The 15,415-nt window shown below is 55.2% G+C and carries 16 protein-coding genes; 8 read left to right on the top strand and 8 right to left on the bottom strand.

The features are described from left to right. Nucleotides 1-115: 115 nt before the first annotated feature. The 5 genes from QNN88_RS18790 to ftsY form a co-directional block, all read right to left on the bottom strand. A complete protein-coding gene (locus tag QNN88_RS18790) occupies nt 116-1,381 on the bottom strand; it encodes a 4-aminobutyrate--2-oxoglutarate transaminase (RefSeq protein ID WP_414241549.1) in 1,266 nt (421 codons plus the stop codon). A gap of 130 nt (nt 1,382-1,511) precedes the next feature. Further along, on the bottom strand, nt 1,512-2,366 hold the full coding sequence (gene rpoH / locus QNN88_RS18785) for an RNA polymerase sigma factor RpoH (RefSeq protein WP_044327806.1): 855 nt from the start codon (nt 2,364-2,366) through the stop codon (nt 1,512-1,514). A gap of 253 nt (nt 2,367-2,619) precedes the next feature. Then, entirely contained in the window at nt 2,620-3,678 is a 1,059-nt protein-coding gene (gene ftsX, locus QNN88_RS18780; RefSeq protein ID WP_414241548.1) for a permease-like cell division protein FtsX, read from the bottom strand. Further along, on the bottom strand, nt 3,671-4,339 hold the full coding sequence (gene ftsE / locus QNN88_RS18775; protein WP_042998481.1) for a cell division ATP-binding protein FtsE: 669 nt from the start codon (nt 4,337-4,339) through the stop codon (nt 3,671-3,673). Before ftsE ends, ftsX begins: the two co-directional genes overlap by 8 nt. Nucleotides 4,340-4,341: 2 nt before the next feature. Then, on the bottom strand, nt 4,342-5,817 hold the full coding sequence (ftsY, locus tag QNN88_RS18770; protein ID WP_414241547.1) for a signal recognition particle-docking protein FtsY: 1,476 nt from the start codon (nt 5,815-5,817) through the stop codon (nt 4,342-4,344). A gap of 125 nt (nt 5,818-5,942) precedes the next feature. On the opposite strand from ftsY, the gene rsmD reads away from it, so the two are divergent. Both rsmD and QNN88_RS18760 read left to right on the top strand, forming a co-directional pair. Beyond that, a complete protein-coding gene (gene rsmD / locus QNN88_RS18765) occupies nt 5,943-6,539 on the top strand; it encodes a 16S rRNA (guanine(966)-N(2))-methyltransferase (RefSeq protein ID WP_414241546.1) in 597 nt (198 codons plus the stop codon). After that, complete coding sequence (locus QNN88_RS18760; protein WP_042998484.1) at nt 6,529-6,798, top strand: DUF1145 family protein; 270 nt, start codon at nt 6,529-6,531, stop codon at nt 6,796-6,798. The genes rsmD and QNN88_RS18760 overlap by 11 nt, the downstream gene beginning before the upstream one ends. A 61-nt stretch (nt 6,799-6,859) precedes the next feature. On the opposite strand, the gene QNN88_RS18755 is transcribed toward QNN88_RS18760, so the two are convergent. Continuing rightward, on the bottom strand, nt 6,860-7,219 hold the full coding sequence (locus tag QNN88_RS18755) for a DUF2500 domain-containing protein (protein WP_044327803.1): 360 nt from the start codon (nt 7,217-7,219) through the stop codon (nt 6,860-6,862). Nucleotides 7,220-7,360: 141 nt separating this feature from the next. Between QNN88_RS18755 and QNN88_RS18750 the strand changes: the two genes are divergently transcribed. Then, entirely contained in the window at nt 7,361-7,987 is a 627-nt protein-coding gene (locus QNN88_RS18750) for a lysoplasmalogenase (RefSeq protein ID WP_414241545.1), read from the top strand. Between the two features lie 76 nt (nt 7,988-8,063). Beyond that, nucleotides 8,064-10,262, top strand: coding sequence for a Zn(II)/Cd(II)/Pb(II) translocating P-type ATPase ZntA (gene zntA, locus QNN88_RS18745; RefSeq protein WP_414241544.1), 2,199 nt, complete (start codon nt 8,064-8,066; stop codon nt 10,260-10,262). Between the two features lie 98 nt (nt 10,263-10,360). Here zntA and tusA read toward each other — a convergent pair whose 3' ends face one another. Next, nucleotides 10,361-10,606, bottom strand: coding sequence for a sulfurtransferase TusA (gene tusA, locus QNN88_RS18740; protein WP_414241543.1), 246 nt, complete (start codon nt 10,604-10,606; stop codon nt 10,361-10,363). Between the two features lie 304 nt (nt 10,607-10,910). Between tusA and QNN88_RS18735 the strand changes: the two genes are divergently transcribed. Beyond that, nucleotides 10,911-11,576, top strand: a complete 666-nt coding sequence (locus QNN88_RS18735) for a 7-cyano-7-deazaguanine/7-aminomethyl-7-deazaguanine transporter (protein ID WP_414241542.1) — start codon at nt 10,911-10,913, stop codon at nt 11,574-11,576. A 77-nt stretch (nt 11,577-11,653) separates the two neighbouring features. Beyond that, entirely contained in the window at nt 11,654-12,211 is a 558-nt protein-coding gene (locus QNN88_RS18730; protein ID WP_414241541.1) for a DcrB family lipoprotein, read from the top strand. A gap of 3 nt (nt 12,212-12,214) precedes the next feature. Here the strand turns inward: QNN88_RS18730 and QNN88_RS18725 are convergent, their stop codons facing one another. Beyond that, nucleotides 12,215-13,465 (bottom strand): MFS transporter, encoded by a 1,251-nt coding sequence (locus QNN88_RS18725; RefSeq protein ID WP_414241540.1) that lies wholly within the window; start codon nt 13,463-13,465, stop codon nt 12,215-12,217. Nucleotides 13,466-13,563: 98 nt separating this feature from the next. Between QNN88_RS18725 and QNN88_RS18720 the strand changes: the two genes are divergently transcribed. After that, nucleotides 13,564-14,613, top strand: coding sequence for an AI-2E family transporter (locus QNN88_RS18720; RefSeq protein WP_414241539.1), 1,050 nt, complete (start codon nt 13,564-13,566; stop codon nt 14,611-14,613). Nucleotides 14,614-14,982: 369 nt separating this feature from the next. Next, nucleotides 14,983-15,360, top strand: a complete 378-nt coding sequence (locus QNN88_RS18715) for a hypothetical protein (RefSeq protein WP_156595093.1) — start codon at nt 14,983-14,985, stop codon at nt 15,358-15,360. The last annotated feature ends 55 nt before the right edge of the window (nt 15,361-15,415 follow it).

The raw sequence follows: 15,415 nt of genomic DNA, 5'->3' as shown, positions 1-15,415 counted from the left end.
CAGCACACTCTGCTAAAACATACCCCATTTTTATGATTTTGGAATAGCTAATTTGACAGTCAGATAACAACTTAGTGACATCAGGCTCTGCCGCCCGGTGACAGGCGGCAGAGGTTTATCGTGTCAGCGAGCGGGTGATGATGTCGAGCGCCTGGCGAAACTGCACGTCAGGGATGGTGAGTGGATAGAGAAAACGGATGACGTTGCCATACACGCCGCAACTCAGCAACAACAGGCCATCCTGCAAGGCGCGATCCTGCACCTGTCGTGTGAATTCTGGGGAGGGTTTACCGGTGCGCGGATCGTTAAATTCCACCGCCACCATCGACCCCTGCGCGCGAATCCCGGCAATAAACGGGCAGTCCGCTTTTGCCTGGTTCAGCGCCCCAACCAGCGTCGTGCCTAACGCAGCTGCGCGGGCGCAAAGCTGTTCTTCATCAATCACATCCAGCACCGCGTGTGCCGCCGCAATCGCCAGCGGGTTACCGGCATAGGTTCCCCCCAGGCCGCCAGGCGCAGGCGCATCCATTACGTCTGCACGTCCTGCCACCGCAGAGAGCGGCATGCCGCCCGCCAGGCTTTTCGCCATCGTGATGAGATCGGGCTGTACGCCGTGGTGCTCCATCGCAAACAGCTTGCCGGTACGGGCAAAGCCGGTTTGTACCTCATCGGCGATCAACAAGATACCGTGGGTATCGCACAACGTACGCAGCGCTTGCATGAACTCTGTTGGCGCAACATTAAAGCCCCCTTCTCCCTGAACCGGTTCAAGGATGATGGCAGCGACCTGATCCGCCGCGATATCCGCTTTGAAAATGCGATCCAGACTTTGCAGCGCATCAGCTGTGCTCACACCGTGTAACGCATTAGGGTACTGAGCGTGGTAAACCGAACCAGGGAACGGGCCAAAACCGATTTTGTAGGGCGCGACTTTACCGGTCAGCGCCATCGTCATGAACGTCCGCCCGTGGAAAGCGCCGCCGAAAGTGATGAGCCCAGGCCGCTTGGTATAGGCGCGGGCAATCTTCACCGCGTTTTCCACCGCTTCTGCGCCGGTGGAGAAGAATGCCGTCTTCACCGGGCCGTCAATCGGCACGCGTTTATTGATACGTTCCGCAAGCCGGACATAGCTTTCGTAGGGAACAATCTGGTACGCCGTATGAGTAAAAGACTGGAGCTGTTTTTCGATGGCGGCGATGACTTTTGGGTGACGATGCCCGGTATTCAGTACCGCAATCCCGGCGGCAAAATCGATCACTTCACGGCCTTCCACATCCCACAACGTGGCGTTTTCCGCCCTTTCAGCGTAAAAGCCACACATCACGCCGATCCCACGCGGCGTCGCCTGTAAACGCCGTTCATTCAGTTCATTATTTTTCATTTTCATCCCCTAAGATGCGCACAACCCATCGGTAAGTGTTTGCCAGGGGGGAGAAATTCGCCAGAGAAGGCGCTAAAAAAACAAAAACCCCGGACAGTTATCCAGGGTTTTAGCGGGAACTTCGCGGGAGTTACGCTTCGATAGCGGCGCGAAGTTTTTTCATGGCGTTCTTTTCAAGCTGACGCACACGTTCTGCGGAAACGCCGTAGCGGTCGGCCAGTTCCTGCAAGGTGGACTTGTTATCTTCGTCCAGCCAGCGGGCGCGGATGATATCCTGGCTACGCTCGTCGAGGCCTTCCATCGCATGGGTCAGTTTGTTGGCTGCCTGATCTTCCCAGTTATCCTCTTCAATGCCGTCGGCAAAGTTAGAGGTTTTATCCTGCAGATACAGCACCGGTGCCATCGGCTGGCTGTCGGACTCGTCGTCCGAAGACATATCAAACGTCATGTCCTGCGCCGCCATACGAGATTCCATTTCGCGGACGTCTTTACTGGAAACACCCAGCTCACGCGCCACCATCTCTACTTCATCCTGATTAAACCAGCCCAGACGCTGCTTGGTTTTACGCAGATTAAAGAACAGCTTACGCTGTGCTTTGGTGGTCGCCACTTTCACGATACGCCAGTTACGCAGGACATATTCGTGGATCTCAGCTTTGATCCAGTGCACGGCGAAGGATACCAGGCGCACACCCACTTCCGGGTTGAAACGGCGCACGGCTTTCATCAGGCCGATATTCCCTTCCTGAATCAGATCCGCCTGCGGCAGGCCATAGCCCGCATAGTTACGAGCAACATGAACAACAAAGCGCAGGTGAGACAGGATCAGCGTCTTAGCTGCTTCCAGATCGCCCTGGTAATGCAGCTTTTCAGCCAGTGCCCGTTCCTCGTCAGCCGACAACATCGGCCACGCGTTCGCAGCCCGGATGTAAGACTCCAGGTTACCAACAGGGGCTAAAGCTAAATTTTGCATTTCTTTGGTCATTCAAATCCTCTCAATTTTTATCGTCTGGCACCACAGCGATAGACATCAGCAACAACCGTGCCAGCGTTAATGAGCAACGAGATTAGCATTCACTCTTTTATCAGACCGTGATTTTATCCACAAGTTCAATGCAACACTGTGTATAAATTACGCACATATTGTGACATGAAGATGAAAAGCGGGGAAGAGACAACAGGAACTCTTTCCCTGCGAACGGAAACCCATTGCAGGGAAAGATTATACCACGGTTTTATTAATCGGGAGTAAAGTGACGTAAATGTTGAACCGTCGCCAACCACGCCGCCACCCAGCCGATCATCGAGCACACCAGCAGCAGTAACAGGCACTCATCGAACGATAAGCCATTGAGATCAAACTTCGTTCCGAAAACCTGCGCCACTTCCGTGACTGCAGACGACAGCCGCAACACCAAAATTTCTGACAAAATCAGTGAAAGAAATGCGCCGGAAAAACCGAGCAATGCGCCGCCGTAAAGGAACGGACGCAGGATAAATCCATCCGTCGCACCAATCAGTTTTTGTACGTTAATCGTATCGCGACGGGCAAAGATGCTCAGACGGACGCTGTTACCAATGACGAGGAAGACGGCGGCAACCATCAGCACGCCAATCATCGCCGATACGCGCCCGACCAGACCGGTTAGCGCCGCCAGACGGGCAAACCAGCTGTCGTCCATCCGCACTTCATCAATCCCGTTAATGCGGGAGACCCGATCGCGCAGCGTGTTCAGCGAATCGGTGCTCTGGAAGTCGATTTTCGGGATCACCACCGCCACTGCAGGCAAGGGGTTCTCTTCCAGCATATCCAGCGCGCCGCCGAAACCGGACCAGTTGCGGAATTCGCCAAGGGCATCTTCACGAGAAAGGTAATTCACCTTCTCCACACCTTGCTCAGCCTGTAGTTGAGCGACAACGCCTGCCGCCGCATCATCATCCAGCGTTTTTTGCAGATACACGGTGATCTGCGGAGACGGGTAATACTGCGTCGCCGCCTGATTAACGTTTTTGTAGACCATATAGCAGACGCTCGGCAGGGTCAGAGAGATGGCAATCACCATCACCGTCAGAAACGTCGCCAGCGGTTTGCTTTTCAGATCCTGTAACGCGCCCTGGAACGCATAGCGCACCTGCTCGTTAAAGACGTTAGTTTTACGCGAGTTCGGCTTTGGCGACGGTTTCGCCCGCTTCGGCGCATTGCGGCCACCGTCGCCGGTGGAGCCGCCGGAACGACGGAAACGGTCCAGTCGCCCGCCGAACTGCTTGATTTGATTCATCGCGTCGCGCTTATTCACGGGCTTCGCCTCCATGCAAATGGCCATCGCTCAGGGTAAGCATACGGTACGACCGACGGGAAATGAGCCCGATGTCATGCGTCGCCATCAGCACCGTCACCCCGACGCGGTTAAACTCTTCGAACAGACGCAGGATCCCTTCCGACAGCGCGTCGTCCAGGTTACCGGTCGGTTCATCCGCCAGCAGTACCGCAGGCTTGTTCACTACCGCACGAGCGATACCGACACGCTGCTGCTCACCCCCGGAGAGTTGAATTGGGAAATTTTTCGCTTTGTCCAGCAGTCCAACCTTGTCCAGCGCCGCCGACACGCGACGACGAATATCATCCCCGCTGGCACCGGCGATAATCAGCGGAATCGCCACGTTGTCGAAGACCGTTCGGTCCATCAACAGGTGGTGATCCTGGAAAATCATGCCGATCTGACGACGCAAAAACGGCACTTCACGGTTTTTAAGACGCGTGATGTCGTGCCCACTGAAGAGGATTTTCCCGGCGCTGGGCCGCTCAATCCCACAGATAAGCTTCAGCAGGGTACTTTTCCCCGCGCCGGAGTGGCCGGTCAGAAACGCCATCTCGCCCGGCTGCATATGGAAGGTGACTCCCTGCAGCGCTTGTCTCCCACCGAGATAGGCCTTGCTGACATGTTCAAAGCGAATCATTGTTAATCCTCTCGGGCAAAAAGTGCCTCTATAAAATCGTCCGCCTTAAACGGACGTAAATCCTCGATACGTTCGCCCACACCAATATAGCGGATAGGGATGCCAAACTGATCGGCCACCGAGAAGATCACCCCACCTTTCGCCGTACCGTCAAGCTTAGTCAGAGTAATACCGGTCAGGCCCACCGCTTCATGGAACAGTTTGGCCTGGCTTATCGCATTCTGCCCGGTGCTGGCGTCAAGCGTCAGCATAACTTCATGCGGCGCGTCTTCATCCAGTTTCTTCATCACACGAACGATTTTTTTCAGTTCTTCCATCAGGTGCGATTTGTTTTGCAGACGACCTGCGGTATCGGCAATCAGCACATCGATGTGGCGCGCCTTCGCGGCCTGAATGGCGTCGAAGATAACGGAGGCAGAATCCGCGCCGGTATGCTGGGCGATCACCGGAATATTGTTACGCTGACCCCATACCTGCAACTGTTCGACCGCTGCGGCGCGGAACGTATCGCCCGCCGCCAGCATCACAGATTTCCCCTGCTGTTCAAACTGACGCGCCAGCTTACCGATGGTGGTGGTTTTCCCCACCCCGTTCACGCCGACCATCAGAATAACAAACGGTGTTTTGCCTTCAACTTTCAGCGGCTCATCGACTTTCGCCAGAATCTCGCCCATCTCGTCTTTCAGCAGACCGTACAGCGCCTCAGCATCTTTAAGCTGTTTACGGCTGGCGCCTTCCGTCAGATTAGTGATGATTTTGCGCGTTGTTTCCACGCCCACATCAGCAATCAGCAGTTGTTCTTCCAGTTCTTCAAACAGATCATCGTCGATTTTTTTACCACGGAACAGACTGATAAATCCGGAACCGAGGTTTTCTTTAGTTTTCAGTAAGCTGCGTTTCAGGCGCGCGAAAAAACCTTCTTTGGTCGGTTTTTCCTGTTCCTGAGCGATCTCTTCGACCGGCGCGCCTTCTTCCGCCAGCGGCACGACCATCTGCGCTTCTTCCGCCGCTTCCGCCGCCAGCGCTTGTGCTTCCAACTCTTCGTCGGTCAGTTCCGGCTCGTGTTGCGCCTCTTCTTCCACCGCTTCCACAATCTCAACGGTTTCCGCTTCGGCCTGCCACTCTTCGGCGGAGGTTTCCTCTTCGGCTTTCACCTCTTCCGGTAGCGGCAGTTCTTCGCGCTCGACGGCAATCTGCGGCTCAATGGGCGTGTCGATATGTTCTTTCGCGACAGCGGGTTCTTCTGACGGGAAGGTTTCGATTTCCTGAACCTGTTCCGTCACCTCAACCACTTCCTCAGCAAAGGCTTCAGTCTCTTCTTTGCTGTGAACCGGCGCTTGTGCTTCTACGTCAACCGCTGTTTCTGACGGTAACTGCGCTTCAACACCCTGCTGCTCTTCGGTTTTTTGTTCTTGTTCCTGCTCTTTTTCACCAAAGCCCAGCCAGGAAAAGAAGCCACGTTTTTTCTGTTTTGCCATCTGCGACTACACTCCTCGCGGCGCTATATACATGGAAGCTAAAAAAATGATGAAATAGTCTATCACTTTACTTAATCCACATCACCGCCTGGAATCATCTGCAAGCGGCGGTTTGAGCAACAGAAATGAAAAAACCAAATCACTCTGGTAGCGGCCAAATCCGCATTATTGGCGGACAATGGCGCGGCCGAAAACTCCCGGTCCCCGACAGCCCCGGTCTACGCCCGACAACGGATCGCGTGCGTGAAACCCTATTTAACTGGCTGGCGCCGGTGATGCCAGATGCCCACTGTCTGGACTGTTTCGCCGGTAGCGGTGCGCTGGGGTTAGAAGCGCTGTCACGCTATGCCGCCAACGCCACGCTGCTGGAGATGGACAGAGCGGTCTCTCAGCAGTTACAAAAGAACCTGACTACGCTGAAAGCAGGGAATGCAAAAGTCGTTAACACGAATACCCTGGCATTCCTGGCGCAGCCGGGCACGCCGCATAACGTGGTGTTCGTCGATCCGCCGTTTCGTAAAGGGTTACTGGAAGAAACCTTAAACCTGCTGGAAACTCACGGCTGGCTGGCGGATGTTGCCTGGATTTACGTGGAAAGCGAAGTGGAAAACGGTCTGCCGCCCGTACCGACGAACTGGTCGCTGTACCGGGAAAAAATCGCCGGGCAGGTTGCGTACCGCCTGTATCAACGCGAAGCACAAGGAGAAAGCGATGCTGATTAATCTTGGTCGACTACTGATGCTCGGCGTGTGGGCATTTTTATTGTTAAATCTGGTGCAACCCTTCCCGCGACCGCTCAACATCTTTGTTAACGTCGCCCTCGTGTTCATGGTACTGATGCACGGCATGCAGTTGGCGCTGCTGAAATCCACGCTGCCCAAAGACGGACCGCAAATGACCACTGGCGAAAAAGTACGTATTTTTCTGTTTGGCGTGTTTGAGCTGCTGGTCTGGCAGAAGAAGTTTAACGTTAAAAAGTAATACAGAAGGTGCCGGATAGCACTTCGCTTATCCGGCCTGGAAACGCGAGCGGTTTCCCGTCTTAGTGCTGTGCAACAAACTCGACAAAGCGCGATCCTTTGTAGCTAAGCGTTCCTTTATCCCCCACCGTCAGCGCATGGTACTGACGTGCCTCCAGGCGAAAGGTCTTTTCCAGCCCGCCGTTTTGCGGTTTAAAACTCACCTCATAGCGCATACTGGTTCCTGCCGGCGTGACCTGCTGCTGTCGCGAGCGTCGATCGTTGATGGGTTTTTCACGCTTATTGCTGACTACCATCTGCGCCTGCCGGAGCGGCGCCGCATCGTTATCGGCTTTTTCCCGCCGCTGCTGCATAAAGCGAAACGAGGCGGCGACGATAATTAACACAATGATAATGATGAAGAAAAGTGGCGGCTTACTCATATTGATAACCCATCAGAAAATGCGGAAATAAGCATACCTTGCCCGTTATGGTGTTGTCATCAGGTGGTCGCGGCCTCTACACTGAACATCAGGGTTGTGAGCATACCGCTTACGAAAAAATAACGAATTCAAGGAACTAAGATGCTTTGGTCGTTTATCGCTGTCTGCCTTTCCGCATGGTTATTTGTGGATGCCTCCTACCGTGGACCCGCCTGGCAACGCTGGGTCTTTAAACCCGTCACCTTATTACTCCTGCTGTTACTGGCCTGGCAGGCGCCGATGTTCAACGCCGTGAGCTATCTGGTACTGGCCGGTCTTTGCGCCTCACTGGTTGGCGATGCGCTGACATTATTGCCGCGTCAGCGCCTGCTCTACGCGATTGGCGCCTTTTTCCTCTCGCATCTGTTGTACACCATCTATTTTGCCAGCCAGATGACGCTCTCTTTCTTCTGGCCGCTGCCGCTGGTGCTAATGGTACTGGGCGCACTGCTGATTGCGGTGATCTGGGCGCGCCTCGAAGAACTGCGCTGGCCAGTGTGTACCTTTATCGCCATGACGCTGGTGATGGTCTGGCTGGCGGGTGAATTGTGGTTTTTCCGCCCCACCGCGCCTGCGCTGTCGGCGTTTATGGGCGCGTCGCTGCTGTTCATTGGCAACATCGTCTGGCTGGGCAGTCACTACCGCTGTCGCTTCCGCGCCGACAACGCCATCGCCGCCGCCTGCTACTTTGCCGGGCATTTCCTGATCGTCCGTTCGCTTTATCTTTAATAACGCTTGACTCTGGAGTCGACTCCAGAGTGTATCCTCCGGTTAATGAGAAAATTATCATCAACCGGAGGATGCCATGTCGACGCCTGCTCACGATGGCAAAAAAGCCCCACAATTTTCATCTTTCAAGCCCGCGCCAGGACCACAGAAGACCGAAGACTGCTGCTGCGAAGGCGCATGCTCTTCCGCTCAACCTGTTGTTGAAACGGTAAAAGGCACCCGCTACAGCTGGAAAGTGGCCGGGATGGACTGCGCCGCCTGCGCCCGCAAAGTGGAGAACGCGGTGCGCCAGGTCAGCGGCGTCAACCAGGTGCAGGTACTGTTTGCTACCGAGAAACTGGTCGTCGACAGCAACGGCGATCTTCGTGCGCAAATCGAGAATGCGGTGCAAAACGCGGGCTACACCTTGCGTGATGAACAGGCGAAGGAAGAAACGCCTGAATCCCGCTTTAAAGAGAATCTGCCGCTGCTGACGCTTCTCATCATGATGGCGCTGAGTTGGGGACTGGAGCAGTTCAACCACCCGTTCGGCCAACTGGCATTTATCGCCACGACGCTGGTCGGCCTGTTCCCGATTGCCCGCCAGGCGCTACGGCTGATAAAAACCGGCAGTTGGTTTGCTATTGAAACGCTAATGAGTGTTGCGGCTATCGGGGCGCTGTTCATCGGCGCCACGGCAGAAGCGGCGATGGTGTTGCTGCTGTTCCTGATTGGCGAACGCCTCGAAGGCTGGGCCGCCAGTCGCGCCCGCCAGGGGGTCAGCGCGCTGATGGCGCTGAAACCGGAAACCGCGACGCGTCTGCGCGACGGCGTACGCGAAGAGGTGGCGATCAACACGCTGCGACCGGGTGACATCATTGAAGTCGCCGCCGGGGGACGTCTGCCCGCCGACGGTAAACTGGTCTCTGGTTTTGCCAGTTTTGATGAGAGTGCGTTGACGGGAGAATCCATTCCAGTGGAACGCGCCACCGGCGAAAAAGTCCCGGCGGGGGCGACCAGCGTGGACCGCCTCGTCACGCTGGAAGTGCTCTCTGAACCGGGCGCCAGTGCGATTGACCGCATTCTGAAGTTAATCGAAGAGGCCGAGGAGCGCCGTGCGCCAATCGAGCGTTTTATCGATCGCTTCAGCCGAATTTATACGCCGGCGATCATGGCCATCGCCCTGCTGGTGACGCTCGTCCCGCCGCTGCTGTTTGCTGGTGCCTGGCAGGAGTGGATTTATAAAGGGCTAACGCTGCTGCTGATCGGCTGTCCGTGTGCGCTGGTGATCTCCACGCCGGCGGCGATCACGTCCGGGCTGGCGGCGGCAGCCCGTCGCGGAGCCTTGATTAAAGGCGGCGCAGCGCTGGAACAACTGGGGCGCATTAATCAGGTCGCCTTTGATAAAACCGGGACGCTGACCGTCGGGAAACCACGCGTCACAGCGATTCATCCGGCTACCGGCGTCAGTGAGTCTGAACTGCTGGCGCTGGCAGCGGCTGTCGAGCAAGGCGCAACGCACCCGCTGGCGCAGGCCATTGTGCGCGAAGCGCAAACCAAAGGGCTGGCTCTCCCCTCAGCCGAGGGGCAACGGGCGCTGGTGGGGTCAGGGATTGAAGCACTGGTGAACGGCGAGAACGTGCTGATTTGCGCCGCCGGGAAACGACCTGCCGGGGCGTTTGCCGGAGAGATTAACCGGCTTGAAAGCGCCGGACAAACGGTCGTTGTGGTGCTGCGCAACGAGACGGTAATCGGGGTGATCGCCCTGCAGGATACGCTGCGCGACGATGCTCGCACCGCCATCCGCGAACTGAACGCGCTGGGCGTGAAGGGTGTGATTCTGACCGGCGATAATCCACGCGCGGCGGCGGCTATTGCCGGAGAACTGGGTCTTGAGTTCAGGGCTGGCTTGCTGCCGGAAGATAAAGTGAAGGCGGTCACCATGCTGAATCAACAGTCGCCGCTGGCGATGGTGGGTGACGGCATCAACGATGCGCCGGCGATGAAGGCCGCCGCCATTGGTATCGCAATGGGTAGCGGCACCGACGTGGCGCTGGAAACGGCGGATGCCGCACTGACGCATAACCGTCTCACAGGGCTGGTGCAGATGATTCAACTGGCGCGCGCAACCCACGCCAATATTCGTCAGAACATCGCCATTGCGCTGGGGCTGAAAGGGATTTTTCTCGTCACCACGCTGCTCGGGATGACTGGTCTGTGGCTGGCCGTGCTGGCGGATACCGGGGCAACGGTGCTGGTTACCGCCAACGCGCTGCGGTTGTTACGTAAAGGGTAACGTGTTTTTGCCGGATGGCGGCGTTGCCTTATCCGGCCTACGAGCCACATCCTCTTTTGTAGGCCGGATAAGCGTTAGCGCCATCCGGCAAAACAAGATTACTGGCCTTTACGCACCAGATAGCGGTACGGCAACGTGTCGGTCTCTTTTGCCACCAGTTCATGCTCCATAAAAGTACAGAAGCCGGGAATGTCGCGGGTGGTCGCCGGATCGTCCGCCACAATCAGCAGCGTTTCGCCGGTCTGCATGTTGCGTACGGTTTTACGCACCATCATTACCGGTTCCGGGCAGCGCAGCCCCAGGGCATCAAGAGTATGGTCGGGAGAGGTAAACAGATCGCTCATCGTAGTCTCGTTCATTCAAAAACGACGCTATTTTACGCTCTGTTGTACTGTAAGCCAATCAGGTTAACGATTGCGTGAAAAATAGCCATTGCAATGCCACCGCAAAGCAGTATTATGCGGCGGCTGAAAAAACGAAGACGCGTTATTGGCGCAGCCAGTTTGTTTGAGGCCAGCGCACAGCGCCCGGAGCGTACACGAAGTACGTGAGGAGCGCGAGCACTGCCCGAGAGCAAAATGGCAAGTGAAATAGCGTGTAGCACGAATTGGGTTCCCTCACCCCAATCATCAATTAAAAAGGTACAACATGAATGCATTTACACACTCGCAGCGCGTAAAAGCGTTGTTCTGGCTATCGCTATTCCATCTGCTGGTGATCACCTCCAGTAACTATCTGGTACAACTTCCGGTCTCCATTTTTGGTTTTCACACCACCTGGGGCGCGTTTAGCTTTCCGTTTATTTTCCTTGCTACCGACCTGACCGTGCGCATTTTTGGCGCGCCGCTGGCTCGTCGAATTATCTTTGCGGTGATGCTCCCCGCGCTGTTGATCTCCTATGTGATTTCATCGCTGTTCTATATGGGGTCCTGGCAGGGATTCGGTGCGCTGATGCACTTCAATCTGTTTGTCGCCCGTATCGCGACCGCCAGCTTTATGGCCTATGCGCTGGGACAAATTCTTGATGTCCACGTTTTTAACCGCCTGCGCCAGAACCGCCGCTGGTGGCTGGCGCCAACCGCCTCGACGCTGTTTGGCAACGTCAGCGATACCCTCGCCTTTTTCTTCATTGCCTTCTGGCGCAGCCCGGATGCGTTTATGGCCGAACACTGGATGGAAATCGCCATCGTCGATTACTGTTTCAAGGTGCTGATCAGCATCCTTTTCTTCCTGCCGATGTACGGCGTATTGCTGAATATGTTGCTGAAAAAGCTGGCAGATAAATCTGAAATCCCGGCGATGCAGACAAGTTGAGCTAAAGGTTCCTTTTCCGGGTTGTGATAAGATGAATGAATGCGCCGTTATGGCCGTTTATCGAAAGGAAGAAGTCAATGCGTAATCTGGTTAAATATGTCGGTATTGGCCTGCTGGTTATGGGGCTGGCGGCCTGTGATAATAGTGATACGAAAGCGCCGACAGAAGGCTCGGCGGCAGAAAGTAACGCAACCGGTCAGCCGGTTTCTCTGCTGGATGGCAAACTGAGTTTCTCACTGCCGGCGGATATGACTGACCAGAGCGGTAAGCTGGGTACGCAGGCCAACAATATGCACGTCTACTCTGACGCAACTGGCCAGAAAGCGGTCATCGTCATTGTCGGTGATAACACCAGTGAAGAGCTGTCTGTGCTGGCGAAACGTCTGGAAGATCAGCAGCGCAGCCGCGACCCGCAGTTGCAGGTGGTGACCAACAAATCCATCGAGCTGAAAGGCCACACGCTGCAACAGTTAGACAGCATCATCTCGGCGAAAGGCCAGACCGCTTACTCTTCCGTGGTGCTGGGTAAAGTAGATAACCAACTGCTGACCCTGCAAATTACGCTGCCCGCTGACGACCAGCAGAAAGCGCAAACGGCCGCAGAAAACATCATCAATACGCTGAATATTCAGTAACCGTCAGGATGATGAGACGGCCTCTGGCGAATCCTGCAGAGGCCGTTTTTTTAACCGCCAGGTTAACAGCAGCGCAATCGCCACCAGCCCCGCCGCCGCCAGATAAATCACCGACACGCCCGCCCAACTCATTACCAGCCCGGCCAATGGCCCGGTTATTCCCAGCGACAAATCCATAAACACCGTATACGTCGCCAGCGCCGAGCCCTGATTCTGCTGCGGCACGGCTTTGACCGCCACCACGCCCAGCGCCGGGAAGACCAGCGAAAAGCCCATTCCCGCCAGCAATACACCCATTTTTGCCATCCACGGCATCATTGCCACGCCCACCAGCAGCAGTCCGACAATCTCCACGCTAAAGCAAATCATTGCCACGTTCAGGCCGCCCAGACGGTTGATGCCGTTGGGAAACAGCAAACGCGTTCCGACAAACGCACAGCTAAACAGGGTGAGCGCAAACGCCGCGCCGTCCCAGCCTTTCGCCTCATAAAACAGGGTGATAAAGGTGGCAATCACCCCAAATCCGGCAGAACCCAGCGCCAGCGCCATGCCGTACAGCCAGACACGCCCAAGCACGGCGCGAAACGGCAGGGGCTTGCCTTTGCTGGCTTTCACCGCGGGTCGCGGGATCGCCAGCAAAATGGCCAACAGCGCGATACCCATGATAATCAGTGCCAGTCCCTGCAGCCCGGCCCAGTGATAGCACAGCACGCCGAGCGGAGCCCCCATCGCCATCGCGCCGTAGGTGACAATGCCGTTCCAGGAAATCACCCGTCCGATATGCAGCGATCCCACCACACCGACGCCCCACAACGTCGACCCCGTGCCGGCGAAACTCTGACCGATCCCGAGGATCACCCGTCCCAGACACAGCAGCAGCAAACTGACCATCGGCAAACCGCTGACACTTCCCGCCAGGAAGTAACCCGCACCGCTGAGAAAACAGCCGCACAGGCCAAACACCACAATTTTTTTCGGGCCGAGTAAATCCGCGTAACGACCGGCGTGTGGGCGGCTGAGCAACGTGGCGAAGTATTGCAGGCTGATCACCAACCCCGCCCAGAAGGCGCTAAAGCCCATCACATCATGGACATAGCCCGGCAAGACCGCGAGCGGCAGGCCGATGGTCAGGTAACTGGCGAAGTTAAACATGACAACAGAAACAATGCGCAGATTAAGGCGCAATCCGTTAAACGCCGGTTCAGCGACGGGTTCGGGCATGGGGATCACCACGTTTTTACAACAGTGTTTCATTTCTATCATGTCGCGACGCGAAAATCAGTAAGCAGATTAGGATAATCGGTAGCAAGCCAGCCGCTACACTTAATGAAAATCATAAAAAGGATGTCATCATGACGACCCCTCAGCCCGACAAAGCGGGTTTACATATTTTGCTCAAACTGGCCGCACTGGTCGTGATCCTCGCCGGGATCCACGCCGCCGCAGATATCATTGTGCAGCTCTTACTGGCGCTCTTTTTCGCCATTGTCCTCAACCCGCTGGTGACCTGGTTTGTCCGCCGGGGAGTGAGACGTCCGGTGGCGATCACTCTTGTGGTCGTCGTGATGCTGATCGTGCTCACCGCGCTGATTGGCGTACTGGCCGCCTCGATTAACGAATTTATAGCCATGCTGCCAAAGTACAATAAGGAGCTGACACGTAAGCTTTTGTATCTACAAGATATGATGCCCTTTCTGAACCTGCATATGTCGCCAGAGCGCATGCTGCAACGCATGGATTCGGAGAAAATTGTCACCTTCACCACCACGCTGATGACCGGCCTCTCGGGGGCAATGGCCAGCGTCGTGCTGTTGGTGATGACGGTTGTCTTTATGCTGTTTGAAGTACGGCATGTGCCCTACAAAATGCGCTTTGCGCTGCACAATCCGCAAATCCACATCGCCGGACTGCATCGGGCACTGAAGGGTGTTTCCCATTATCTGGCATTAAAAACGCTGCTCAGTCTGTGGACTGGGGTCATTGTCTGGCTGGGGCTGGCGCTGATGGATATTCAGTTTGCCCTGATGTGGGGCGTTCTGGCGTTCCTGCTGAACTACGTACCGAATATTGGCTCGGTGATTTCTGCCGTCCCGCCGATGATCCAGGCGCTGTTGTTCAATGGCATATATGAATGCGTGCTGGTGGGCGCGCTGTTTCTGGTTGTTCATATGGTGTTAGGCAATATCGTTGAACCCCGAATGATGGGGCATCGTCTGGGGATGTCGACGCTGGTCGTCTTCCTCTCATTATTAATTTGGGGCTGGCTGCTCGGCCCGGTGGGAATGCTGCTCTCCGTTCCACTGACCAGCGTCTGTAAAATCTGGATGGAAACTACAACCGGCGGTAGCAAACTGGCCATATTACTCGGCCCCGGCCGGCCAAAAAGCCGATTACCGGGATAACACCCCTACTAACCAGGGTAGTTTTCCCCATTGACAGATGAAAGTATTATATGGCGCGCTTTTGTTACCTGGCTGTTTCAATAAGCGCGCGGTTTCCTTCGCGAAATGAATGCCAGGTTTTTCCGCATTGCATTTAATTCAAATTAAATGATATCGACGATTTAATTTAAGTGAGAATTAACTAATACCATGATAATCCGGAGGATAAATGTCTTCCGTGTACATGAATTAATTTCAGAATTTTCACGGTGCCCCGTCAAAGTTAACATTAAAAAAAGTCGGTATCATTGTAACTAAAACGCAATTCAGAAATGCATTCGACGTTAATATAAATAGTAATTTTGATAGGGAGTTTTCATGAAACAATACATTAAGTGGTTTGCGGCAATTGCGGTTGTCGGTGCGCTGGCTGGCTGTGCGCGAACAGCGCCAATCGATCAGGTGCACTCTTCTGTGACTGCGGGCCACACGCAGGATCAGGTGAAAAACGCGATCCTGAAAGCGGGTGTACAGCGTAAATGGATTATGACCGAAGCCGGTCCTGGGGTGATCAAAGCGCGCCAGCAGTCTCGCGACCACGTAGCAGAAGTGCGTATCACCTATACCGCCTCCAGCTACGATATCAAATACGACAGCAGCCTCAACCTGCAGGCCTCTGGCGGCAAAATTCATAAAAACTACAACCGTTGGGTACGTAACCTGGATAAAGATATTCAGTTGAACCTGTCTGCGGGTGCAGGTCTGTAATTACGCCTAAAGTCGGGTCGTTTTCGGCCCGATAACCTCTTTTTATCTCTTAACA

The sequence above is a fragment of the Citrobacter sp. ANG330 genome, assembly GCF_047467925.1.
Classification (GTDB): Bacteria; Pseudomonadota; Gammaproteobacteria; order Enterobacterales; family Enterobacteriaceae; genus Citrobacter_A; species Citrobacter_A amalonaticus_G.
Note: the sequence above shows the minus strand (reverse complement) of the source record. Positions and strands in the feature narration are given on the sequence as shown.

Excerpts from the sequence above, each read along its gene's own strand:
- QNN88_RS18790 (WP_414241549.1), bottom strand. The coding sequence starts at position 1,381 with ATGAAAAATAATGAACTGAATGAACGGCGTTTACAGGCGACGCCGCGT.
- rpoH (WP_044327806.1), bottom strand. The coding sequence starts at position 2,366 with ATGACCAAAGAAATGCAAAATTTAGCTTTAGCCCCTGTTGGTAACCTG.
- ftsE (WP_042998481.1), bottom strand. The coding sequence starts at position 4,339 with ATGATTCGCTTTGAACATGTCAGCAAGGCCTATCTCGGTGGGAGACAA.
- ftsY (WP_414241547.1), bottom strand. The coding sequence starts at position 5,817 with ATGGCAAAACAGAAAAAACGTGGCTTCTTTTCCTGGCTGGGCTTTGGT.
- rsmD (WP_414241546.1), top strand. The coding sequence starts at position 5,943 with ATGAAAAAACCAAATCACTCTGGTAGCGGCCAAATCCGCATTATTGGC.
- QNN88_RS18760 (WP_042998484.1), top strand. The coding sequence starts at position 6,529 with ATGCTGATTAATCTTGGTCGACTACTGATGCTCGGCGTGTGGGCATTT.
- QNN88_RS18755 (WP_044327803.1), bottom strand. The coding sequence starts at position 7,219 with ATGAGTAAGCCGCCACTTTTCTTCATCATTATCATTGTGTTAATTATC.
- QNN88_RS18750 (WP_414241545.1), top strand. The coding sequence starts at position 7,361 with ATGCTTTGGTCGTTTATCGCTGTCTGCCTTTCCGCATGGTTATTTGTG.
- zntA (WP_414241544.1), top strand. The coding sequence starts at position 8,064 with ATGTCGACGCCTGCTCACGATGGCAAAAAAGCCCCACAATTTTCATCT.
- tusA (WP_414241543.1), bottom strand. The coding sequence starts at position 10,606 with ATGAGCGATCTGTTTACCTCTCCCGACCATACTCTTGATGCCCTGGGG.
- QNN88_RS18735 (WP_414241542.1), top strand. The coding sequence starts at position 10,911 with ATGAATGCATTTACACACTCGCAGCGCGTAAAAGCGTTGTTCTGGCTA.
- QNN88_RS18730 (WP_414241541.1), top strand. The coding sequence starts at position 11,654 with ATGCGTAATCTGGTTAAATATGTCGGTATTGGCCTGCTGGTTATGGGG.
- QNN88_RS18725 (WP_414241540.1), bottom strand. The coding sequence starts at position 13,465 with ATGAAACACTGTTGTAAAAACGTGGTGATCCCCATGCCCGAACCCGTC.
- QNN88_RS18720 (WP_414241539.1), top strand. The coding sequence starts at position 13,564 with ATGACGACCCCTCAGCCCGACAAAGCGGGTTTACATATTTTGCTCAAA.